This is a genomic window from Streptomyces sp. NBC_01352 (assembly GCF_036237295.1).
Classification (GTDB): Bacteria; Actinomycetota; Actinomycetes; order Streptomycetales; family Streptomycetaceae; genus Streptomyces; species Streptomyces plumbiresistens.
Genome location: NZ_CP108354.1, coordinates 2,796,847 through 2,816,885, shown reverse-complemented (window position 1 = coordinate 2,816,885; position 20,039 = coordinate 2,796,847). Strand labels below are relative to the sequence as shown.

The window sequence follows — 20,039 nt, the reverse complement described above, 5'->3', positions numbered from 1 at the left end:
GGACTGGCCGGGCGTGCGCCTAACACGCCCGGCCGGCCGTCCTCGACCTTACCGATCACCCGACCTGGAGCCACGATGACCACTGACCCGACACCCGACCGCCGCGCCCGGTACGAGGCAGCGATCCGCAAGGCGGGCGACACCGCATACGGCCGTCGCCCGTTCTACGGGGCGATCACTGACGCCGCCTTGGCAGCCGCGGACGCCGAGCAGGCCGAGCTACACCGCGAGCGGGACCTCGCCATCGCCCACGACCGGCAGCCCTACCCGACCGCGTGGGCCTACGAACAGGCGTGCAAGGCGCTGCACCGGAAGACCGAAGCGATCGAGCGAGTCCGTGCGGTCCTGGAGACGGAAGCCGTCGTAGGCCGGACCGCCCTTGAGTACCGGGGACTGATCACCGCCGCCCTCATGGCCGACGACGCGCCCGCCACGCCGGTGCTGCCTGCCGGGTCCGAGGACACAACCACCACCCGGGCCGCCGCGCTGCGGGACTTCCTGTGGCGGCTGGAGCAGTCGGCGGGGGACGCCGCTGCGGAGAAGTTCCTCGACGACAACCCGGAGCTGCGCCGTCTGGCCGACGAGGCGCAGCAGCAGCCCGACACCGAGACGCTCGCCGCCGCCCTCGACGGACTCCACACCCTGATCGCCACCAGCTCCCGCGACTGGCAGACGTACCGCGTCGACGCCTGGCTGTGGGCCGTCCTCTGCGGCTGGGACTGCGAGCAGGACGAGCACGACGAGACGTGCACCCACGGCGCGCTGGAGGAAACGGCCGCAATGCACGGCTGGGACGACGCCACGGTGGCGAAGGCCCGCCGCTACCGGGCCGCGGTCCGAGCGATCACCGCGTCTGCTGGCGTGCAGACCAACGAGGAGACCACCCCGTGATCGGCATGGTGGCGTACCTCGCGGTCGTCGTCGCGATCCCCGCGATGATGCTCGGCCATCAGGGGCAGCCGTTCCCACCGAGACGGTGGCTTCGGGCAGCGAGGGCCCGTCGCGGTAGCCAGGCGCCCGCTGAGGCGCCTGAGACCGCCCCTTGCGTCTCCAGCGCCGCCGTAACCCCTCTCAGGCCGCCACAGAGGCGCACAGAGCCTCGCACCCGCCCCGCGCCCCACTGGGCCCACACCGACACCGAGGAAGCCGCATGAACGACAAGCCCTACCGAATCCTCGTCACCGGCTCGCGTGCCTGGACCGACGTCGACCAGATCTGGCGCGCACTCGGCGACGTCGTCGGCACCATCCACCGCGACGCCATCCACCGCGAGATCGTCATCGTCCACGGCCACTGCCCGACCGGCGCCGACGCACTCGCAGACGAATGGGGCCGCAAGTACGGCGCCACCATGGAACGCCACCGCGCCGAAGACTTCGGCCCCTGGCCACGCTGCGGCCCCATCCGCAACCAGCACATGGTCCAGCTCGGCGCCGACGTCGCCCTCGCCTTCATCGGCCCGTGCACCAGCCCACGTTGCCGGAAGCCCGGCCCGCACCCGTCCCACGGCGCGTCCGGATGCGCCGACCTCGCCGAGCAAGCCGGGATCCCCACCAGGAGGTTCACCGCATGACCGTCCTGTGGACCACCACCGAACTCCCCGGCCTGACCTTCGACCCCGAACCCGACGACGAAGACGACGACACCCCCCACTGCCGCACACCCCGCGACCTCTGGGGCCAAGGCATCACCGCACACGCCGCCAACAACGCCACCGTGATCAACGCGCCTGCGAGGTACCTGTGACCGACCAGACCGCCGAGGAGCAGCTGCGCACCCACACCCGCGCCGCCATCGAAACCGCCGGCATCAGCCAAGCCGAAATCGCCCGCCAACTCGGCCTGTCGACAAAGCACCTATCGATGATGCTCACCGGGAAGAGCCCGCTCTCCCTCACCTGGGCCGAAGGCATCCTCGGCCTCGCCGGACACACCTTGGTGATCGGGACCCGGCCCGACAACCCGGAGCCGCAGCGATGACCGGCCCCTCCAACACCCCGCGCGGCGAACGCGCCGGCCGCCCCGGCCTCACCTGGGAGCAGCACCTCATCCGCACCGAGCAGCACGTCGACGACGACACACCCGACCCGGCCCCGCCCAACCGCGCCACACGACGCGCACAGGCCCGCGCAGCACGGAGGAACCGATGACCATCACCCGCTACCGCAAACGCCCCGTCGAAGTCGACACCATCCAATGGACAGGCGACAACGAAGCCGAGGTGCAAGCCTTCACCGGCGGCCCCAGCACCTTCTACGCCCTCGACGCTGAGGACCGGGAGAACTCCGACGACCCCGAAGCCACCGCCGCCGTCTTCGACAAGCTGCACTCCACCTGGGTCCTCGTCTACACCGGGCAGCACATCATCCGGGGCGTGAAGGGCGAGTACTACCCGATCGCCGAGGAGGTCCTCGCCGAGACGTACGAGACGGTCGCGTCGGCGCCGGCAGCGACTCAAGCGACCGACGCCGAGACAACCACCCGCGCCGTCGCCCTCTACGAACGCTGGGTGAAAGCCGGACCCCCACCCCTCGGCGCAAGCCTCGCCCGCTGGTGGGACAAGCGACTCGTCGAACTCCACCACGCGATCGTGCCGCCCAACGACCAGACCCAGGAGCAGCCGTGACCGCCAGCCAGATCACCGCCGTCATCGCCTGCGCCGCCGCCCTCGTGGCCGTGCTCGGCGCCGTCATGTCGTACCGCGCCCGCCGCGCCGCCGAGCGTGCGTCTCCGTGGACGGGTGTCGCCGGCACCGTGTGCCCCGCTTACCAGCCGCCCGCTACACCCGAAGACAGTGGCCTGTGCCCTCGCTGCGGCATGTTCGACTACAAGCACGTGGAGCAGCTGTGAGCAGCGTCGTCCCGTGCAGCAGCAAGGGCCGCCCCGGAAGCGTCAGGGTCGTCAAGGGCGGCCTGTACGAGTGCGGGCGCTGCGGGCTCCGGTGGCCGATGATCCAGGGCAGCAGCCACCCCGAGTGAAGCCCGGACGTGCCGCGGCCCGCTGCCGGTGGAGAGGACAGCGGGCCACGAGCCTTCGAGGGCATCCCCTTGCGGGGGTTCACCGACCGTACGCCGGGCGCGGCCGGTACGGAAGACCACGATCGGGTGTCAGTCGCCGGGCGTACGATTCGTTTCGCGTCCGCGGTTCGGCTGGCTGCCGCCGGACGCCTGCTGATGCTTCTTCAGCAAAGCGCCCCGCCTCACTGATCGAGGCGGGGCGTTGCTGTATTGCGGGGCGGTCAGCCCCAAGCGGTGTCACTCACGGCGCCCACTCCTCCCGATAACCCGGCTTATCAACGTACGGGAGCGCGAGCAGGCGCAGCGCGGTGATGTCCTTCGGCTGGATCTCCGGGCACTGGCCAGCCGCGATCTCGTCTGCGTCGTGGCAGCATCCCCACTCGCCATCGATCTTCGCCTCGTAGGCGAACACCTTGCCGAGCAGCCGCTGCTTGGCGTCGATCTCCCGCAGCACCCGGGCCGGATCCCAGTCCGCGATGTGCTCGGCCTCCTCCGGCAGTGGGGCGGATTCGTCGTACACCACGGGCTGATCGTTCTCGTCGTACACGTACCCGTTCGGGTGCGAGGAGTCGTGATGCCAGCGCCCCTCACCGTGCCCGCAGCCCGCTTCCGCGCGCGCCGCGTCGGTGTCGAGCTGCTCGCCGAGCCACCGCACGAACTCATCCATCCGAGCCGCCCTCCTTCTTCGGAGGCCGCTTCGTGCCGCGCAGACCCTTAGCGATCTGCTGCGCCCGCGTCGGGTGCACGCCGAGCACCTCGCCGATCTGCTGCCACGTCTTCCCCGCATCCTTCATCCGCAGGACCCGCGCCTGACGCAACTCACGCAGGCGCGCATGGTGATCGGGCCAGGTATCGAGTACCTGCGTGACCGCCTTGGCGCACGCCTCGTCGTCCTGCATCTGCTCCAGGCGCTCGATGGCTTCCAAGAGTCGACGCACCTCCTCGACCTGCTCGTCCACTGACGCTCCCTCCGTGCCGTGGAGCGCGACAACCCGACTTTAGACCCTAGGGTCTTGCACTGCCTAGACCCTAGGGTCTAACGTGCTGAGTCGTAGGGAAGCCGCACCCGGTTGCCCTGCAACGCATAAACCCCCGGCCCGGCGCTGCGAACGCCATACGGGCCGGGGGTGCCCACCTTCAACCGTGACGAAGAGGCAGGCCCGTGAAGCCTACGCAATCCACCCCTGACCAGCACACCCCGCGCGCAGCCATCACCGCTCTCGCCGAGCGTCTCGCCCGCACCGCCCCCACCGAGCCGCTCACCCCGCAAGCGCGCGTCGCCGCCATCGCGGCCGTCACCGCCAACGACGGGCCCGGTGCGTTCGATCAACTCCTCACCGCCACCCCCACCATCACCGGACCGACCACCTGCGGCGCCTACGTCGGCGCACTACGGAGCCTCACGGCGGCGACCACGCCCGACGACGGCACCCCCACCAACGACCCCGCCGCCGCCCTCCACTGGGCCGCCGTCGCCATCGGCCTCGCCCAAGCACGCGAGCAGCAAGGCCACTTCCTCACCACCGACGAGCAAGCCGCGTTCAGCCGCTACCAGGCCGCCGCCCGCGCCCACGGGTTCACCGACGAACAGATCCACGAGCACGCGAAGACCCTGTCAGGCCCGGCGGTGCAGGCATGAGCGAGCAGCAGCCCGACCAGCCCACCCTCACACCGCAACCGAACCGCATCCTCGCCGAACCCGCCACCGTCGAGAACTGTGCCCGCGACTTTGCGGCCGGCGCCGACGTCCGCCAAACCATGGCGCAACAAGACGCGAGGGGACGCAGCTGATGGGCGACACCTTCGGCGGCGAACACCGCCGACCCCGCACCGACGGACGCGGCCACTCCCAACGCGAACTCCAAGACCGGGCCAGCTTCGACAACGCCCCGCAGACCAGCTACGGCGGCTGCCTCCTCATCGCCCTCATCCTCGCCATGGCCGCGGCCGCCGGGCTCGCACTCACCTGACCCACCCCCCGATCGGCCGGCTCGCGCGCTTCCGTTCCCCCACGGGCGCGCGGGCCGGTCCCCTTCCCGCTCCCGGAGGAGCACCGTGAAGACCCAAGCAGCCAACGGCCGCCGCCTCTCCTGGTCCATCCGCGCCGCATGGGCCCTCGTCCTCGCCATGCTCCTCGCCGCAGCCGCCTGGTCCCTCTCCGGGCAACTCATCACCTGGGGCATGCCCCCCGCCCTCGCCGTCGCCCTCTCCGTCATGTTCGACGCGGCCGGACTCATCTGCGCCACCTACGCCCGCCGCGCCGTCGAACGCGGCACCCCCGCCGGCCTCTCCCGCGCCGCGATCCTCGCGTTCGTCAGCGTGGCCGGGATCCTCAACTGGCACCACGGCCACCAGCTCGGAGGCACGCCCGCCGCCGCCGGGTTCGCATCCCTGTCGGCAGGGGTGGAGCTGCTGTTCGAACTCCACCGGCGGGACATCCGCGACGAGCAGCGCTCCGCCCGCGGCCTCATCGCTGAACGTCTTCCGCACATCCCGGCTCTCGGCTGGGTGATGTACCCGGGCCGCTCCTGGCAGACGCTGCGCCAGGCGGTCGGTGTCCGCCTCGACCTCCTCGACCCCGTCCAGACCGGACAGCGGGTGTCCGCCCCGGACACCGAGACCGGACCGGACAGGCGACGCCACGCCACTGTCCGCTCGGCTGTCCGCGCGGCAGCGGACACGTTCCCGGACGCGGACGCCGAGGACATCGTCGAGCACCTCGCGGCGGCCGGGATCGACACGGACACGGACACCGTCCGGACGATCCTCGCCGAGGACATGGACGCCCGTCCGGACACGACGGACAGCAGGTCGCAGCGTTCCCGTGTCCGCCCTGTCCGGCCGATCGCCCCGCCCGGACAGACCGTCGCGGACACCGTCCGGACAGCGTTGGCGTCCGGGATCACGGACAAGGACGCGGTCCTGTCCTACGTCCGGAAGATCCACGGACAGGACGTGTCCGCGGACACCGTCACCCGGACACGGCGCCGCATCGAGCGGAGCGCGTCGTGATCGCCGCCGTCGGAGGGTTCCTCCTCGCTCTCGTGTGCATCGCGATCGTCGCCCTCGCCTTCGGTCTGGCGGTCGCTGCCTGGTCGAGCTTCGAGCCGACCTGGGGGCCGCGGATCGCTCGCGGTACGGCCGTCACCGTTGGCGTCACCTGCCTCCTCCTCGCCGCCTTTCCCGTGATCGGGCAGGTGCTGCCGTGAGCGAGCACGAGTGGTGGGCGCCGCAGACGCCTCCGGTCGGCAAGGACGGCTGGGCCGCGCCCGACATCGAACCCGAGCAGGAAGAAACCGAGGAGGCGGAGGACGGGCCGCGCACCTTCGCCCCACAGCCCGACTACTGGCCACGCCCCCACACGCCGGCCGCCATCACCCGCATCCCCGACCGGGCCGCCGCAGCGATCAGCCCCGGCACCCGACGCCTCCTCTACAACGCGTCCGCAGCTGGAGCTGGTTGGGGGCTTGGTCTGTACGACCAGTTCGCCGGGGCCGTCGCCGACTGCGCCGCGACCACCAGCATCGGCGGCGCCCTCGTCCTCGGCGTCGGCGGCAGTCTGCTGATCGCCCACGTGTGGGACCGGCGTACCCGCCACTGGTGGCCCGGCATCGCCTGGGTCGCCCGGATCCCTCTCGCTACCGCTATCTGCGCGCTCGCCCTGTGGGCGCCCGCCGCCACCTGACCAGGAGATATACCGTGATCAGCGAAGTTCTTGCCGCCGCGCCCGCGGTCAGTGTCGAAGGCGGGAAGATCCTCGGCTCGGTGGGCGCCGGTGCCGTCGCCACCGTCCTCACCCTCATCCTGTGGACCGGGATCCGCGAACCCAAGGGCGGCGGCGGGGACGGGCCGGGCGGCAAAGGCGGCGGAGGGGGGAAGAAGTCCCGCATCCGCAAGCGCCTCACCTCCGACCAAGCCCAGTGGACGGGCGTCGCGGCCGGCACGTTCTACATGGTCGCCGGGTCGATCTGGACCGTCGGGCAAAACCTCAGCGACGCGTTCGCCAGCATCTTCACCGGCGGCGGCTTCGGCACCGCGGGGATGGGCGGGGTGTCGCTGCTGCTGGCCGCGCTCATGTACTTCCGTGAGCTGGCCCCGGGGAAGGCCGCGTTGACGGGGATCATCGCGGCGGGGGTGTGGGCGCAGGCCGGGGGGATCTGGGGTCTGCCGCAGGCCCTGATTTTGACGGGTGCGCAGGCGATCGGCGCCACCTGATGAAGATCGTTAAGCGGGTAGGGGAGCGGCTCCTCCCCGACTGGATCCGCGCCGAACTGCGCCCGATCCTCGCCTTCACCGGGACGGGCAACGCGCTGTGGGCCGGGTCGCGGGTCCTGGCCGGCCGTATCTGGGGCGAGCTCGGCGAGCACTTCGACCGGTGGGAACGGCTCGCCGCACTGGCAGGCGCCGGATACGTGGCCGGGTACGGCTGCTGGCACGCCCCGCACATCGCCGAGTTCGCCGTCCCCGGGGCGGTCCTCGGGTGGTGCGTGGCCGCCTGGTGGATGACCCCGCCAGTGTTCGAACCCGTCGACGAAGAGACCTGGGCCAGCGCCCCCACCGACGACTTCGCCCAGTGGCTCATCGACCTCATCGGCAACCGCCCTGGCATCCACCTCCGCGACCTCTACCCGGCGATGCGCGAGCTGCCCGGGCACGAGGACCGCGACAACGGTCAGCTGCGGGCTGCCCTCAACCACCTCGGTATCCCGGTCCGTCGCAGCCTCCGTATCGGGCTGGTGGCCGGCCGCTCGGGGGTGGCCCTGGCCGACCTCCAACCGCTCCCCTCCCCTCTTGGAGAGTCGGGCGGAGATTTCGATGGAGACGCAGGTCAGATCGCGGATTCTCCGGTCGGAGAGTTGGCCGGAGAGCGGTTGGAGAGCCCCTGATGCCGTACGTGTACCGCTGCCGGAAGTGCCGGGCAGCAAGCCCGCCAGACACGAGACGCGCCGCCGAGGCGTACCGCCAGGAGCACCGTGACGGCCGGCATGGCGGGCTCGTCCCCGACGGTGAGTCCCTTGACCGCGTGCCTGGGAGCAGCCCGGATCCGGACGGCCGGTACGTGTCCACGGGTGCGTTGCTGGGGCTGCTTGCGGTCCTGGCGATCGCTTCGATCGTGGCCCGGCTGTTCGGCCACTGACCCACATAGACCCCGGGGCGGCCGACTGCTGCCAGGCGATTCCGGCCGCCCCGGTCCACCCATCCCGAGAGACAGGAGCACCATCATGGGCCGCTTCAACGGCAAGAGCGAGACCGAGCAGCTGGCCGACACCGTGGCCAGCCTGCCCGGCCAGGTCGCGGACTGGACGCCGGAGCAGCGTCAGCAGTTCACCACCCAGTCCGATCGGGCGATGCGTGAGCAGAACGGTGTGGACCCCGACGCGGCCTGACCGTCTGCCAGACTGGCCGTGCGCGGCCATCGGGCCCGTCACCTCCGCGAAGGGTGACGGGCCCACCGCTGTTTCTGGCATGAGGCCGGCCGTCGTCTGCGACACTGAGGCTGCGATCCGCTTCGCGCACGACCCCGCTGGCATTCCCCCCCGTCCAGCGGGGTCTTGGCGTTCCCAGGTGCAGTGTCGGTGCCGGCGGCTACGATCCCGGCACCATCACGTCCTTGGGGGGACCATGCGCCGCACCACCATCCTGCTCGCCACCGCCTGCCTTGCTCTGGCCGGCTGTTCGTCTGGTGGGGAGCCGGAGAAGGAGCCGGTCACTGTCACGGCCACCCCGACGCCCACGGCGACACCCTCGCTCAGCCAGGCGGAGACCATGCGCCAGTGCAGCGTCGCCGTCTCTGAGGAGGCCCCGGGGTGGGAGGACTGGAACTACAACCCTGGCGAGTGGCAGGACGATCCGCGGACGCCGCCCGCGTGTCTGGGGTTGGTGGATGAGGAGATCCCGTCGCGGGGGAATCGGGCGTTCATGGAGGCGCTGATTGAGGGGTTGGAGATGGCGGACGATCCGCGGGCGCGTTCGTAGCCGGACGTGAAGCGGCCCCGCTCGTTTCCGGGCGGGGCCTTCGTCATGCGGTGGGCTACCGGCGCACGGATGCCCGGCCGCCGAGGTAGCCGCCGATGACCTGCACCGCGATCATGGCGCCGCATCCGGCGAGCAGGCGGGTGAGGGTGAGGTCGTCGCCGGGGAGCACGATCGCTGCCATGGTCGCGAGTCCGAGGAGTCCGGGGAAGGCCACGGTGTAGAGCCAGATGCGCGTCATGGGGTGGGCTCCTCGTCCGGGCGCACCGGGCCCGCGCTGGGGAACTCCCACCACGCCCGGGCGAGGTCCGGCGGCAGGTCAGCGGCGAGCATCTGCTTGCGCACGCTGGTCATCCGTGCGTGCACGTCGACGCGGCCTTCGGGGTCGCCCCAGATGATCCGGTTGATCAGCCGGTGCCGCACCTCGTCCGGGATGCCTTCGTCGGCCAGCGCGCGTTCCATCATGGTCAGCGTCTGGCGTAGGGCCTCGATCTGCGCCTTCTGTACCGGGTCGTGAAGGAGTGCCTCGCGCATACCTGGCTGCTGATCCAGGTAGCGGCCGAGGGCGTCGTCTGCGAACTCGCTCATCCGGTCTTCTCCTCGCTGCCCGCCGGGCGCTTGGGCAGGTCGGCGCCGGGCCGTCCGACGTACCACTCCCAGAACTCCCGGGTGACGGCGGACCGGTCGGTCCCGGCTGTCTTGGTGGCGGCGTCAAGGTCGTCCCAGAGTGCGTCGGGTGCGCCTCGGATGACGCGCTGTTTGTGCTTGTGCCGGTGTTGGGCTCGGCGTTCTTCGTCGGTGGCCATGGACCAACTATCGCGGGTGGCTTGCCACCGGTCAACTCCTCTGCCATGATGGTGGCAAGCCACCAAGCTCAGGGGGAAGCCCAAGATGATCGCCGCCAACCGCACCCGCCGCGCCACCCTCAAGACCCGCACCCGCACCCAGCGCGCCACCGCGAAGATCCGCCGCGAAGGCGTTGCCACCCTCGCAACGCACGTCATCGCCGCCGGACTCGGTGTGAAGGAGGCGCGCACTGTGGCCAGCTCCCTCCGCAAGAACGCGGCCAAGGCGAACGCCACCGGCACCCCCGGTGTCAGCTACACCCACGGCCAGCGCCGCACCTGCACCCGCTACACCCCGGCCGAGGTCGCCGCCATCGCCGTCATCTACCGCCCCCGCAAGCCCGCATACAAGATCGCCGCTGCCCGCCTCGCGCTGGCCGCATAGAGCACACGGAGAGCAGCACATGGGAAAGCCGAAGCCCCCTTGTCCGGTCTGCGGCAAGAGCCCCGTCTACTCGCAGCAGCGTTGCAAGCGCTGCTACGTGGCGGCACTCAACTCTGGCGAGATCACCCGCGTCGGCAGCAGCAATGCCCGCCCGGTGAAGGAGCGACTCGTCGACAAGATCCGCGTAGACGTCTCGGGCTGCTGGGTGTTCGAGGGGTACATCAATCCGGGCGGCTATGGGGCCATGCTCGACGACGACGGCAAGACGCGAACCGCACACAGGGTCTCGTACAAAGTTTTTGTAGGGCCGATACCCGCCGGCTTGCAGCTCGACCACCTGTGCCACACCAGCGCCCAGGACTGCGCGGGCGGACCGTCGTGCCCTCACCGCCGATGCGTCAACCCCGCTCACCTGGAGCCGGTGACGCAGCGGGAGAACGCTCTTCGCGGAGTCAGCTTCAGCGCAGTCAACGCGACGAAGACCCACTGCGCGAACGGCCACGAGTTCACCCCGGAGAACACCTACTACCGGACGCCTACCCACCGACAGTGCCGCACCTGCAACAACGCTCACGTAGCCGCGTACAAGAAGCGCAAGGCGCAGGGCTGACCCCGCCGCCTGACCGCCCGACACGACAGGATGAACCACATGGCCCTCATCGACGACATCGAGTTTTATGGCCGCGCCACCGCCGCCGGAGACATGACCTGCGACTCCGCCGCACGCGTCCTCGCCGAAGCCAGCCAAGGCGCCCTCACCCTCGTCGGCGCCGAGACCGCCCTCGCCGAATGGGAAGGCACCCGCGCCCGCCTGGAGAGCCAGCATGCAGACACCGTGGACGCGCTCCGGGCCCTACGGAATGGGAAGCCGATCCCCGATCATGTACACCGCCACGCACGCGGGGACGCTCTGCGGACGATCCGCCGGGAGCCGTACGACGCCTGACCTGACGCGCGCAGAGGGCCCGCCCCACCCCGGGAGCGGGCCTCATCCATGCGCCCGGAAGATCACCCGCCGATCCCGGGCCACAATCCCCCCATGCGTTACCCCGCCCGCTGCCCCGCCCGAAACTTGAACGGCCGCATGTGCGCCAACCCCGCAGGCCAAGGCACCCGCCACCCCGGACTCGGCACCTGCATCTGGCACAAAGGCACCAACAAACACGTAGAGGAGGCCTGGGCCATGGCCCAAGAACTCGCCGCCGAACAAAACGTCACCCCACACGAAGCACTCCTCAACCTCGTCCGCACCGCCACCGGCCGCGCCGCCTGGGTCGACAACGTCCTCGCCAACGAAATGCGCGAACACGTCGAAGCCGGAGGCGACCCCCTCAAACCGCCCGCCTCCCTCAACCCGTGGCTCGCCCAATCCCGCCTCGAACGCAAGCTCGCCGCGGCCACCGCGAAGCAGGCCGTCGACGCCGGCGTGATGGTCGCGCTGGAACGCCGCCTGGATCTGGAGGGCGAGCTCGTCGCCACGGCCCTGGCTGCCGCGCTCGACGCGCTGAACCTCGACCACGACCAGCGTGTGCTCGCGCTCGGCGCCGCGCAGCAGCACCTCCTCGGCACCGGCGAGCTCCCCGCGACGGGCTGAACCTCGGCTCCGGAATGAGGGCGCGGATTCCGCTGGCATCCTGCCGCGCATGAGACCAGCAAGCGCGCCGGCGCCCACAGCGTGAGCGGGATCTTCCGGGCCGCGGTCATCCCGACCCGCGACCGGCACGATCTCCTCGACGACTGCCTCCGCTCGGTCGTCGACCAGGTGGACCGGGTCATCGTCATCGACAACCTGTCGAACCCGCCCATCGACCCCGAGCCGTGGCACGGCAAGGTCGGCGTCGTCTCCCTGCCCATTGATCCGCCGAACATCAGCACCCTGTGGAACGTCGGCATCGCTCTCTCCGACGCATCCGCCTACCGGGCCGGCGCCGACGAGTGGGACATCGCCGTCCTCAACTCCGACGTCGTCATCCCGCCCGGCTGGATCGAAACCCTGTCGGCGGCGATGCGGTCGACCACCGCGGTGCTCGCTTACCCGGACCAGCACGGTGGCCGGCAGCAGATCCTCCACACGAAGGCCGAGCCGATCGACCTCCGCCAGCGGATCACCGGCTTCGCGTACATGCTCCGCGGCGAACACGGCCTGCGCCTCGACGAGTCGATGGCCTGGTGGTTCTCGGACGACAGCCTCGACTGGGAGGCCCGCGAGCAGGGCGGCTCGCTCCTCGTCCCCGGAATCCCCGTCGAACACCGCGCCCCCAACATTTCCACCAACGAACGCCCCGAACTCGCCGAACAAGCAGGCCGCGATCGGGAGACCTTCCGCAAAAAGTGGGGCCCGACCCCATGGTGAGGAGCCACATGCGTATCGCAGTCACCGGGGGCAGCGGCTTCCTCGGACAAGCCACCATCCAAGCGGCAGAGCAGGCCGGTCATGAGGCGTGGTCGTTCGACCGGGCCCACGGCAACGACATCCTGGGCAGCCTCGATGCGTTGAAGGGCGCGGACACGATCGTCCACCTCGCCGGGATGCTCGGCACCAGCGAGCTGTTCGATGCGCCGGAGTCCGCGGTCCACGCCAATGTGATCGGCGCGCTGCGCATCCTGCGCTGGTGCGAACAGAACGGCGCCAGGTACGTGGGCATCACCATGCCGCCCGTCTTCCCCTCCGTGTACACGGCGACGAAGGTGTGCGCCGACCGGCTCGCCACCGCCTGGCACGAGGCATACGGGGTGCCCGTCTCCCACGTCCGCGCGTTCAACGCCTACGGACCGGGCCAGAAGTGGGGGCCTGGGCATCCGCAGAAGATCGTGCCGACGTTCGCGCGGGCCGCGTGGGAGGGTCGGCCGCTCCCGGTGTGGGGTGACGGCGAACAGACCATGGATCTCGTCCACGCGGACGACGTCGGGCGGATGCTCGTCGATGCCGCAGCCCACGGGGACGACGTCACGTTCGATGCCGGCACTGGGCAGGCGGTCACGGTTAACGAGCTCGCCGAGTTCGTTCTGGATGCGACGGGGTCGACGGCTGGGGTGGAGCATCTGCCGATGCGGACGGGTGAGCGGCCGACGCGGATCGTTGCGGAGGGGGAGGGCTGGGATCGTCTGGATTGGAAGCCGCAGCATGATTGGTCGCGGGTGGCGGCGTCGGTGGAGTGGTATCGGTCTCCGGTATGAGCGATGCTGCGCTGATCACGGCGATCTACGACTCCTACGATGCGCTGAAGCCGGTGTTGCCGCAGGCCGGGGCGGATGTGGAGTGGATCGTCGTCACCGACAGCGTGCCGGATGCCGAGCAGGCGCAGGGGTGGACGGTCGTCCACGAGCCGCGTCCGGGCGTGCATCCGAATCGTGCGGCGAAGCATCCGAAGTACGAGCCGTGGAAGTACACAGACGCGCCCGTCTCGCTGTGGGTGGACGCCTCGTTCCGGGTGGTCTCCACTCAGTTCGTGGTCGAGGCGACGGCGGGGCTCACCGAGGCGGAGCCGATCGCGCAGTTCGTGCATCCGTGGCGGGACTGTCTGTTCGCGGAGGCCGAAGAGTCGGCGCGGCTGGCGAAGTACGTGGGTGAGCCGGTGCTGGAGCAGGCTGAGTCGTACCGGCAGGCCGGGCATCCGGAGGCATGGGGTCTGTGGGCAACGGGAGTTATCGCCCGCCGCCATACGGCAGCTGTGCGGGAGCTCGGCGCGCGGTGGCTGCACGAGACGTACGAGTGGTCGTTTCAGGATCAGATCTCGCAGCCGTTCGCGCTGCGGGAGACGGGGCTGCGCCCGACGGCGTTGCCGGGTATGCATCTGGCCACGCCGTGGCTGGCTTACGAGGGGAGCGCGCGGCACGGATGACAGCCGACGGGTGCCCGAAGGGCGGCGAGCACGACTGGTTCAAACCGGCCGATCCGCAGCCGCCGAACCATAAGTACGAGTGCTCAAAGTGCGGGCACTTCGACCTTGACGACTACGAGTGAGGCACGGATGACGAGCATCGAGATCGGCGGCGGCCACCTGGTCCAGGCCGGATGGACGAACCTCGACCCGACCCACGGTGTCGGCGAGTGGCAGCGGCCTGCGCAGGTCGTGCCGTGGCCAGCCGCAGACGGCAGCGTGCAGGCGATCCGGGCCTCGCACGTGATGGAACACATCCCAGCCGGACAGCCCCGCATCGACGTGATGAACGAGGCGCACAGAGTGTTGCGTCCCGGCGGGGTCTTCGAGATCCGGGTGCCGAATGCCCTGTCGGGGACGTGGCACGCGTTCGCGGACCCGACGCACGTCAGCTTCTGGTGCATCCCGTCGTTCCACTACTTCGACGGCAGCTTCGCCGCGAACGCGGACTACGGGATCCGGCATTGGACCACGCACGAGCTGCTGATCCAGGGCGACAACGAGATCCTCTGGAAGGGCACCCCGCGATGACCAGCGACTGCATCCACAACCTGCGGCTGTGCCCCGACTGCGGTGGCCTCCAGACACAGACAATGGAACGGCTCCACGGCGTGACCAGCGTGGAACTCACCCTGGACGCAGGCCGCCCCCTCACGCTCGCCGGACCGGTGAAGGTCTACATCGGGCCGGTGTTCGAGGAGTGCCCTCAGCCAGAGGAGCGGACGGGGTGAAGCCCGGCGTCAGCGTGGTCACGCCCTTCCACGCGCAGCGGAAGGCCAACGGCATGCTCGAACGCGCCGCCGCCTCCGTCCGCAAACAGACCGTCCCCGTCCACCACATCCTCGCCGAAGACATCCACCACCTCGGCGCCGCCATCACCCGCGCCCACGGCCTCGCGCTCGTCGACACGGAATGGACGGCGTTCCTCGACTCGGACGACGAACTCGACCCCGACCACATCGAGCAGCTGCTCGTCTGTGCGAAGGAGACCGGCGCGGACTACGTGTACCCGTGGTTCCGCGTCGTCGGCGGGACAGACCCGTTCCCGATGTTCTACGGCAAGCCCTTCGACCCAGCCGCGCCGAACAGCACGACGATCACGATCCTCGTCCGCACAGAGCTCGCCCAACAGGTCGGCTTCGCCCGAGACCCCAACGTCCAGGTCAGCGGCGAAGACTTCCAGTTCACACTCGGCTGCATCACCGCCGGAGCCAAGATCGTCCACCTGCCACGGATTAGCTGGACCTGGTTTCACCATAATGGGAACACGAGCGGAATTTCATCGCGCGGCGACGCAAAGCGGTAGCATTATGCCGTGGAAAACTTCTGGAAGAATGTGCAGATCACAGAAGGCTGTTGGGTCTGGCTCGGCTACAAGGACCGTGATGGATACGGGCTTTCAAGTCGGCCAAAGGTGATGGGCCAGGGAAGTAACCGCGCCCACCGAATCGCTTACGAGACAGAGCACGGCTCCATACCGGCCGGGCACCTGGATCATCTCTGCCGGAACCGTGCATGCGTCCGCCCGTCGCACCTTGAGCCTGTGACCGCAAAGGTGAACGCCGAGCGAGGGATGAAGGCACGACAGACGCACTGTTGCCAGGGCCACGAGTTCAACGAAGAGAACACGTATCGCAAGCCGAACGGGACTCGCTCGTGCCGGAAGTGCCACAACGAAAACGAGAAGAGCCCCGAAGCGCGAGCGCGCCGTGCCGCCTACGCCAAGGAATGGCGCGAGAAGCAGAAGAAGGAACGGACCCCTGACGCGGATCTTGCAGCACGTTCTGTGCTGACCTGGCTTCAGAAGAAGTGCCCCGATGGACCCGTGAGCACAAGGGAGGTATTGATTGGAGTTCGCAGCCAGAAGTGGTGCGTCTTGATGGACGACGTGAACATTGCGCTCGCAGCCCTTGAACGGGCGGGGGCTATCCAGTTCCTGCCGCCTCCGGAACGGCCTCCGGGCAAGCGGGGGCGCAGCCCGGCGCGGCGATTCAAGGTGCTCCCTGATGCGCTGGTGACCCCGTCCGGACCGTGAGCCGTCCGACAGCCGTCACAATCCGACCATGACCACCGAGGACAAGGCCCGCATCGCACAACGCGCCGCCGCCCTCCTCGACGCCCAACTCGCCCCACGCTGGAAGCCACAACCCCACCAGATTCCCCCGCCTGGGGCCTGGACGGGATGGCTCTTGATGGCCGGCCGAGGTGCTGGAAAGTCGAAAGCCTGCGCCGAGTACGTCCGACAGCACGTCAACGGCCCCGCCTGCCTCCCCGGGCCCGTCCCCCACTGGATCAGCATCATCGCCCCCACCCTCGGCGACGGCGTCACCTCCATGTACGAAGGCCCCGGCGGCATCCGCAACGCCGACCCCGGCGCCCGCCTCGTCCAAGCCCCCGGCGGAACAGTCATCCGCTGGCCCAACGGATCCCAGGCCAAGCTGTACGGATCGCACACCCCCGAAGACGTCGAACGGTTGCGCGCCGGCGGTAACTCGTGCCTCGCTGTCCTCGAAGAGTTCGCGACGTGGCGGTACATGGAGCAAACCTACGACCAGCTGCGTTTCGGGCTCCGCTCCGGGCCGCGCCCGCACTGGATCGCGGCGACCACGCCGAAGCCCCGGCCGCTGCTGAAGCGGATGCTCGCGGGTGAGATCCGGGGCATCGTCCACACGCACGCCACGATGTACGACAACCCGCATCTCGAGCAGACCGTCAAGGACGCGTTGGAGGACACGTACGCGGGCACAGACATCGGAGCGCAGGAACTCCACGGCCGTCTCATCGACGAGGTAGCCGAAGCCCTGTGGACGCGCGCCACGCTGGAGGAAACCCGGGTGCGGGCCGACGAGGTGCCCGACCTCACCCGGATTTCGGTCGGTGTCGACCCGTCGGGCGGTGCCGGCGAGCAGGGCATCGTCGTCGTGGGGAAGTCCGGGCTTCTTCTGCCTCACGCGCTGCCGGGCCGATCGCTGGATCCTGAGGATGCGCTCCTTGTGCGCGCTCAGGCGCAGGAGCGGCCGCAGCATCATGGCTTCGTCCTCGATGACCGGTCGTGCAAGCTGTCGCCGGACCAGTGGGGGCGGCGGGCGGTGCAGGCCGCGATCGACTGGGAAGCCGATGAAGTGCTGGCCGAGACGAACTATGGCGGGGCCATGTGCGTGGCCACGCTGCGCACGGCGGCCGAGGCTCTCGGTGTGGACATTCCGATCCGTACGGTCACGGCGACGCGGGGCAAGGTGGTCCGTGCGCAGCCGGTCGCGGCGCTTGCCGCGCAAGGGCGCTGGCACATGGCCGGGGTGTTCGATGAGCTGGAGGACCAGCTCGCGACCTGGTACCCGGAGCTCGGCTGGTCACCGGACAGGTTGGACGCGATGGTGTGGCCGGCCTGGCAGTTGAAGCTGGTGGGGACGTCTGCGCGTGGTGTGGGTTCGTTGGGTGGGGATGTGGCCAGAAAGCAGATCGGCGGCGGGCGGCTACGGTGACCGGCATGGATCTGTGGCTGCTGCTCATCGTGATGTCGCTCGCCGTGTATCGGCTCACCCGGCTTATTGTGGCCGACACGTTCCCGCCAGTGTTGTGGCTGCGTGACCGGCTCGCCGGAGGTTGGCGGCCGCTCACGCTGAAAGAGCAGGAGACGAAGCCGCTTCCCGTCATGGAGGAAGGGCAGTCCGCCACGATGGCCGGACTTGGCCAGGTGCAGCTGATCGACGGCGAGCTGCACCGGTACGTGCACCGGACCCGTCGGTCTCCGTTCTGGCTGGCCGAGCTGATCTCCTGCCCCTGGTGCGCGTCTGGTTGGATCGCGCTCGGGGTGACGGCTGGGGTGTGGGCGTCGGTGGGTCTGGCGGTGCCGCTGCTGGTCTGGCCTGCCGTGTGGGGGCTCGGGGCATTGATCGCGGCGCAGGAGTGGGCGTGATGCGCGGCCGGAATCCGAGGGCTTCTGAGGCCCGTACGATCTGAGGTGCCTGGGAAACCGGGGCCTTCCTCTCGCTGGTCTCAGGGTGGCGGCATAGAGGGCCGTCCGCGACTCATATGCGCGGACGGCCCTCACCCATCTCCGGAATGATCTTCTCTGCGCCGCGCCTAACCTCCCCTCGCAGACCGCGAGCAGGGAGAACAGATGGCCTGGTACGACGTCTTCACCCGACGCGGTGGCCTGCCTGCAGCCCACATCCCGACTACGGAACCAGCCGCGCTCACCGCGTCCGCCGTCCCCGTCCGCGAACCCCGCACCGAACTCATCCGCAACACCGAAACCTGGCAGGAAGAGGCGTGGGGCTTCTACGACGACCTCGGCGAATTCCGCTACGGCGTCGAATGGGTCGCCGCGATGCTCTCCCGCGTCCGCCTCTACGCCGCGAAGCTGGAGCCCGGCGCCGATGAACCCGTCCGCGCCGAAGCAGGCACCGCCGTCGACCTGATGACCACCCTCGGCGGAGGCGTCGCCGGACAAGCCTCCCTCATGTCCGGCTTCGGCACCCAGCTCGCCGTACCCGGCGAGGGCTACCTCATCGGCGAGACCGTCAACGGCATCGAGAAGTGGACCGTCCGCTCCATCGACGAAGTCCGCGCCGCACGCGGGCATTTCGAAGTCGTCGACGAAACCTCATCCAACAACGGCGCCCGCTGGCGCTCCCTCGGCACCGACTCCCTCGTCACCCGCGTGTGGCGGCCGCACAAGCGCCGGCACTACCAGGCGGACTCCCCGGCCCGGGCCGCGCGGGGGAAGATGCGCGAACTGGAGCTGATCAACCGCTACATCATGTCCCAGTTCCTGTCCCGGCTGGCCAGCGCAGGCGTGGTGCTCTTCCCAGACGAGGTCATCTTCCCCGTCAAGGAAGAGTTCGCCGACGCTGCGGATCCGTTCGTCGAGGAGTGGATCGACATCGCGGCGACCGCGATCGCGAACCCAGGCACCGCGGCCGCAGTGGTACCGATCCCCATCAAGGTGCCCGGCGAGTACGTCGACAAGATCCGCCACATTGACTTCACGCTGCAGCTCGACGAGAAGATCCTCGACAAACGCGAGTCCGCCATCAAAGGGCTGGCGACCATGCTGAACATGCCCGCCGAGATCCTCCTCGGGATGGGCGACGTCAACCACTGGGGCGCCTGGCAGCTCGAAGAGGGCGCCCTGAAAACGCACATCGCACCCGAGGCCGAGCTGATTTGCCAGGCCGTCACCCAGGGATACCTCCAGCCCCGGCTGAAGGCGTCCGGCGTGAAGGACTGGGCGAACTGGGTCGTCTGGTACGACATGAGCGAGTTGACGCTTCGCCCGGACAGGTCCGGCAACGCCTTCGACGCCTACGACCGCATGGAGATCGGCGGCACTGCACTCCGCCGCGAGACCGGCTTCAACGAGTCGGACAAGCCGACCGCCGAGGAACTCAAGGAGCAGGCCCTCAAGGTCATCATCAAGACCCTCCCGTCCGCCGCACCCTCCGCGCTGTCGCTCCTCACCGGCCAGCCGGTCGAGATCGTCTCGCTCGACCCGGACACGGGGCAGACCCCGCCGGTCAGGACCGAGGATCCGCCACCGGCAGAGGACCGATCCCCGCCGGACGCGGACGAGGCCCGTGACGTCGCTGCGCAGATCCGGGAGGCGGCGGCCGTGCAGCGCTCGGAACGGATGGCGAAGCAGGCGCAGGCCCTGCACGCGGTCAGGTTCGCGGCGGGCCGGCCGCCGGAGTTGCTGCATCCGGCGCTGTGCTCGCAGCACGCGTACTCGTGCCCGTTCACGCATGCCGGGCTGAAGCTGCACAGCCTGCCCCGACCGGGCACGTCCGGGGTGTATGAGGCCCGGTTGGATGCGTTCGGCCGGTTCACGATCGGTCAGCTCTCTCCGCTCATGGATACGGGCGGGTTCTTCTCGACGACTCGGAGCTCCAATGGGTTCGCTCACAGCCGCGGCTGACGGCTCGCACATGTCTGGCGCG

General features: G+C 69.6%; 37 protein-coding genes. 32 read left to right on the top strand and 5 right to left on the bottom strand.

From position 1 onward, the window contains the following. Window positions 1-75: 75 nt before the first annotated feature. The 8 genes from OG252_RS13270 to OG252_RS13235 all read left to right on the top strand — a co-directional run bounded on the left by OG252_RS13270 (window position 76) and on the right by OG252_RS13235 (window position 2,977). A complete protein-coding gene (locus OG252_RS13270) occupies window positions 76-891 on the top strand; it encodes a hypothetical protein (protein WP_329336155.1) in 816 nt (271 codons plus the stop codon). A 259-nt stretch (window positions 892-1,150) separates the two neighbouring features. Continuing rightward, entirely contained in the window at window positions 1,151-1,573 is a 423-nt protein-coding gene (locus tag OG252_RS13265; RefSeq protein ID WP_329336153.1) for an SLOG family protein, read from the top strand. Beyond that, complete coding sequence (locus OG252_RS13260; RefSeq protein ID WP_329336150.1) at window positions 1,570-1,746, top strand: hypothetical protein; 177 nt, start codon at window positions 1,570-1,572, stop codon at window positions 1,744-1,746. Before OG252_RS13265 ends, OG252_RS13260 begins: the two co-directional genes overlap by 4 nt. Then, complete coding sequence (locus tag OG252_RS13255; RefSeq protein WP_329336148.1) at window positions 1,743-1,979, top strand: helix-turn-helix domain-containing protein; 237 nt, start codon at window positions 1,743-1,745, stop codon at window positions 1,977-1,979. The genes OG252_RS13260 and OG252_RS13255 overlap by 4 nt, the downstream gene beginning before the upstream one ends. Further along, window positions 1,976-2,149 carry a hypothetical protein gene (locus tag OG252_RS13250; protein WP_329336146.1) on the top strand — a complete coding sequence of 58 codons (174 nt, stop codon included), beginning with the start codon at window positions 1,976-1,978 and terminating at the stop codon, window positions 2,147-2,149. Before OG252_RS13255 ends, OG252_RS13250 begins: the two co-directional genes overlap by 4 nt. Beyond that, window positions 2,146-2,625, top strand: a complete 480-nt coding sequence (locus OG252_RS13245; protein WP_329336144.1) for a hypothetical protein — start codon at window positions 2,146-2,148, stop codon at window positions 2,623-2,625. The genes OG252_RS13250 and OG252_RS13245 overlap by 4 nt, the downstream gene beginning before the upstream one ends. Further along, window positions 2,622-2,849 (top strand): hypothetical protein, encoded by a 228-nt coding sequence (locus OG252_RS13240; RefSeq protein WP_329336142.1) that lies wholly within the window; start codon window positions 2,622-2,624, stop codon window positions 2,847-2,849. Before OG252_RS13245 ends, OG252_RS13240 begins: the two co-directional genes overlap by 4 nt. Next, the gene (locus OG252_RS13235) at window positions 2,846-2,977 is read left to right on the top strand and encodes a hypothetical protein (RefSeq protein ID WP_329336140.1); all 132 of its coding nucleotides are present in this window, start codon (window positions 2,846-2,848) and stop codon (window positions 2,975-2,977) included. The genes OG252_RS13240 and OG252_RS13235 overlap by 4 nt, the downstream gene beginning before the upstream one ends. Window positions 2,978-3,257: 280 nt before the next feature. On the opposite strand, the gene OG252_RS13230 is transcribed toward OG252_RS13235, so the two are convergent. Beyond that, window positions 3,258-3,683 (bottom strand): DUF6221 family protein, encoded by a 426-nt coding sequence (locus OG252_RS13230; protein WP_329336138.1) that lies wholly within the window; start codon window positions 3,681-3,683, stop codon window positions 3,258-3,260. Then, a complete protein-coding gene (locus OG252_RS13225) occupies window positions 3,676-3,975 on the bottom strand; it encodes a helix-turn-helix domain-containing protein (protein ID WP_329336137.1) in 300 nt (99 codons plus the stop codon). Before OG252_RS13225 ends, OG252_RS13230 begins: the two co-directional genes overlap by 8 nt. 203 nt (window positions 3,976-4,178) lie before the next feature. Here OG252_RS13225 and OG252_RS13220 point away from each other — a divergent pair, with 203 nt between their 5' ends. From OG252_RS13220 to OG252_RS13175, 10 genes are all read left to right on the top strand, one after another. Then, on the top strand, window positions 4,179-4,655 hold the full coding sequence (locus tag OG252_RS13220) for a hypothetical protein (protein WP_329336135.1): 477 nt from the start codon (window positions 4,179-4,181) through the stop codon (window positions 4,653-4,655). Beyond that, window positions 4,652-4,807, top strand: a complete 156-nt coding sequence (locus OG252_RS13215) for a hypothetical protein (protein ID WP_329336133.1) — start codon at window positions 4,652-4,654, stop codon at window positions 4,805-4,807. Before OG252_RS13220 ends, OG252_RS13215 begins: the two co-directional genes overlap by 4 nt. Beyond that, window positions 4,807-4,986, top strand: a complete 180-nt coding sequence (locus OG252_RS13210; RefSeq protein WP_329336130.1) for a hypothetical protein — start codon at window positions 4,807-4,809, stop codon at window positions 4,984-4,986. The genes OG252_RS13215 and OG252_RS13210 overlap by 1 nt, the downstream gene beginning before the upstream one ends. Before the next feature lie 85 nt (window positions 4,987-5,071). Next, entirely contained in the window at window positions 5,072-6,028 is a 957-nt protein-coding gene (locus tag OG252_RS13205; RefSeq protein ID WP_329336128.1) for a hypothetical protein, read from the top strand. Continuing rightward, a complete protein-coding gene (locus OG252_RS13200) occupies window positions 6,025-6,225 on the top strand; it encodes a hypothetical protein (protein ID WP_329336126.1) in 201 nt (66 codons plus the stop codon). Before OG252_RS13205 ends, OG252_RS13200 begins: the two co-directional genes overlap by 4 nt. Continuing rightward, complete coding sequence (locus tag OG252_RS13195; protein ID WP_329336124.1) at window positions 6,222-6,701, top strand: hypothetical protein; 480 nt, start codon at window positions 6,222-6,224, stop codon at window positions 6,699-6,701. Before OG252_RS13200 ends, OG252_RS13195 begins: the two co-directional genes overlap by 4 nt. A 14-nt stretch (window positions 6,702-6,715) precedes the next feature. Continuing rightward, entirely contained in the window at window positions 6,716-7,231 is a 516-nt protein-coding gene (locus tag OG252_RS13190) for a hypothetical protein (RefSeq protein ID WP_329336122.1), read from the top strand. Next, window positions 7,231-7,902 (top strand): hypothetical protein, encoded by a 672-nt coding sequence (locus OG252_RS13185; protein WP_329336121.1) that lies wholly within the window; start codon window positions 7,231-7,233, stop codon window positions 7,900-7,902. The genes OG252_RS13190 and OG252_RS13185 overlap by 1 nt, the downstream gene beginning before the upstream one ends. Before the next feature lie 336 nt (window positions 7,903-8,238). Next, entirely contained in the window at window positions 8,239-8,403 is a 165-nt protein-coding gene (locus OG252_RS13180) for a hypothetical protein (protein ID WP_329336120.1), read from the top strand. A gap of 235 nt (window positions 8,404-8,638) precedes the next feature. Then, window positions 8,639-8,992 carry a hypothetical protein gene (locus OG252_RS13175; protein WP_329336118.1) on the top strand — a complete coding sequence of 118 codons (354 nt, stop codon included), beginning with the start codon at window positions 8,639-8,641 and terminating at the stop codon, window positions 8,990-8,992. Between the two features lie 55 nt (window positions 8,993-9,047). Here the strand turns inward: OG252_RS13175 and OG252_RS13170 are convergent, their stop codons facing one another. From OG252_RS13170 to OG252_RS13160, 3 genes are read right to left on the bottom strand one after another with little or no spacing between them, the layout of a single operon-like run. Then, window positions 9,048-9,230: a hypothetical protein gene (locus OG252_RS13170; protein WP_329336116.1), complete on the bottom strand. Its 183-nt coding sequence runs from the start codon at window positions 9,228-9,230 to the stop codon at window positions 9,048-9,050. Further along, on the bottom strand, window positions 9,227-9,577 hold the full coding sequence (locus OG252_RS13165; protein ID WP_329336114.1) for a hypothetical protein: 351 nt from the start codon (window positions 9,575-9,577) through the stop codon (window positions 9,227-9,229). The genes OG252_RS13170 and OG252_RS13165 overlap by 4 nt, the downstream gene beginning before the upstream one ends. Then, on the bottom strand, window positions 9,574-9,795 hold the full coding sequence (locus OG252_RS13160; RefSeq protein ID WP_329336112.1) for a hypothetical protein: 222 nt from the start codon (window positions 9,793-9,795) through the stop codon (window positions 9,574-9,576). The genes OG252_RS13165 and OG252_RS13160 overlap by 4 nt, the downstream gene beginning before the upstream one ends. Before the next feature lie 85 nt (window positions 9,796-9,880). On the opposite strand from OG252_RS13160, the gene OG252_RS13155 reads away from it, so the two are divergent. The 14 genes from OG252_RS13155 (at window position 9,881) to OG252_RS13090 (ending at window position 20,017) form a co-directional block, all read left to right on the top strand. After that, complete coding sequence (locus OG252_RS13155; RefSeq protein ID WP_329336110.1) at window positions 9,881-10,219, top strand: hypothetical protein; 339 nt, start codon at window positions 9,881-9,883, stop codon at window positions 10,217-10,219. Window positions 10,220-10,238: 19 nt separating this feature from the next. Continuing rightward, complete coding sequence (locus OG252_RS13150; protein WP_329336108.1) at window positions 10,239-10,829, top strand: HNH endonuclease signature motif containing protein; 591 nt, start codon at window positions 10,239-10,241, stop codon at window positions 10,827-10,829. A 39-nt stretch (window positions 10,830-10,868) separates the two neighbouring features. Continuing rightward, complete coding sequence (locus OG252_RS13145; RefSeq protein ID WP_329336106.1) at window positions 10,869-11,165, top strand: hypothetical protein; 297 nt, start codon at window positions 10,869-10,871, stop codon at window positions 11,163-11,165. Window positions 11,166-11,402: 237 nt separating this feature from the next. Continuing rightward, window positions 11,403-11,813 carry a hypothetical protein gene (locus tag OG252_RS13140; protein ID WP_329336104.1) on the top strand — a complete coding sequence of 137 codons (411 nt, stop codon included), beginning with the start codon at window positions 11,403-11,405 and terminating at the stop codon, window positions 11,811-11,813. Between the two features lie 81 nt (window positions 11,814-11,894). Beyond that, complete coding sequence (locus OG252_RS13135; protein WP_329336102.1) at window positions 11,895-12,572, top strand: glycosyltransferase family 2 protein; 678 nt, start codon at window positions 11,895-11,897, stop codon at window positions 12,570-12,572. Beyond that, window positions 12,551-13,396, top strand: a complete 846-nt coding sequence (locus OG252_RS13130; RefSeq protein WP_329336101.1) for an NAD-dependent epimerase/dehydratase family protein — start codon at window positions 12,551-12,553, stop codon at window positions 13,394-13,396. The genes OG252_RS13135 and OG252_RS13130 overlap by 22 nt, the downstream gene beginning before the upstream one ends. Next, window positions 13,393-14,061, top strand: a complete 669-nt coding sequence (locus OG252_RS13125) for a glycosyltransferase domain-containing protein (RefSeq protein ID WP_329336099.1) — start codon at window positions 13,393-13,395, stop codon at window positions 14,059-14,061. Before OG252_RS13130 ends, OG252_RS13125 begins: the two co-directional genes overlap by 4 nt. A gap of 129 nt (window positions 14,062-14,190) precedes the next feature. Then, window positions 14,191-14,631 (top strand): class I SAM-dependent methyltransferase, encoded by a 441-nt coding sequence (locus OG252_RS13120; RefSeq protein WP_329336097.1) that lies wholly within the window; start codon window positions 14,191-14,193, stop codon window positions 14,629-14,631. After that, window positions 14,628-14,831, top strand: coding sequence for a hypothetical protein (locus OG252_RS13115; protein ID WP_329336095.1), 204 nt, complete (start codon window positions 14,628-14,630; stop codon window positions 14,829-14,831). Before OG252_RS13120 ends, OG252_RS13115 begins: the two co-directional genes overlap by 4 nt. Then, window positions 14,828-15,406, top strand: coding sequence for a glycosyltransferase family 2 protein (locus tag OG252_RS13110; RefSeq protein WP_329336093.1), 579 nt, complete (start codon window positions 14,828-14,830; stop codon window positions 15,404-15,406). Before OG252_RS13115 ends, OG252_RS13110 begins: the two co-directional genes overlap by 4 nt. Before the next feature lie 9 nt (window positions 15,407-15,415). Continuing rightward, window positions 15,416-16,135, top strand: coding sequence for an HNH endonuclease signature motif containing protein (locus OG252_RS13105; RefSeq protein WP_329336091.1), 720 nt, complete (start codon window positions 15,416-15,418; stop codon window positions 16,133-16,135). A gap of 28 nt (window positions 16,136-16,163) precedes the next feature. Further along, on the top strand, window positions 16,164-17,582 hold the full coding sequence (locus tag OG252_RS13100) for a terminase large subunit domain-containing protein (protein ID WP_329336089.1): 1,419 nt from the start codon (window positions 16,164-16,166) through the stop codon (window positions 17,580-17,582). Between the two features lie 5 nt (window positions 17,583-17,587). Then, window positions 17,588-18,016 (top strand): DUF1360 domain-containing protein, encoded by a 429-nt coding sequence (locus tag OG252_RS13095; RefSeq protein WP_329336087.1) that lies wholly within the window; start codon window positions 17,588-17,590, stop codon window positions 18,014-18,016. A gap of 204 nt (window positions 18,017-18,220) precedes the next feature. Then, window positions 18,221-20,017, top strand: a complete 1,797-nt coding sequence (locus OG252_RS13090) for a hypothetical protein (RefSeq protein WP_329336085.1) — start codon at window positions 18,221-18,223, stop codon at window positions 20,015-20,017. The last annotated feature ends 22 nt before the right edge of the window (window positions 20,018-20,039 follow it).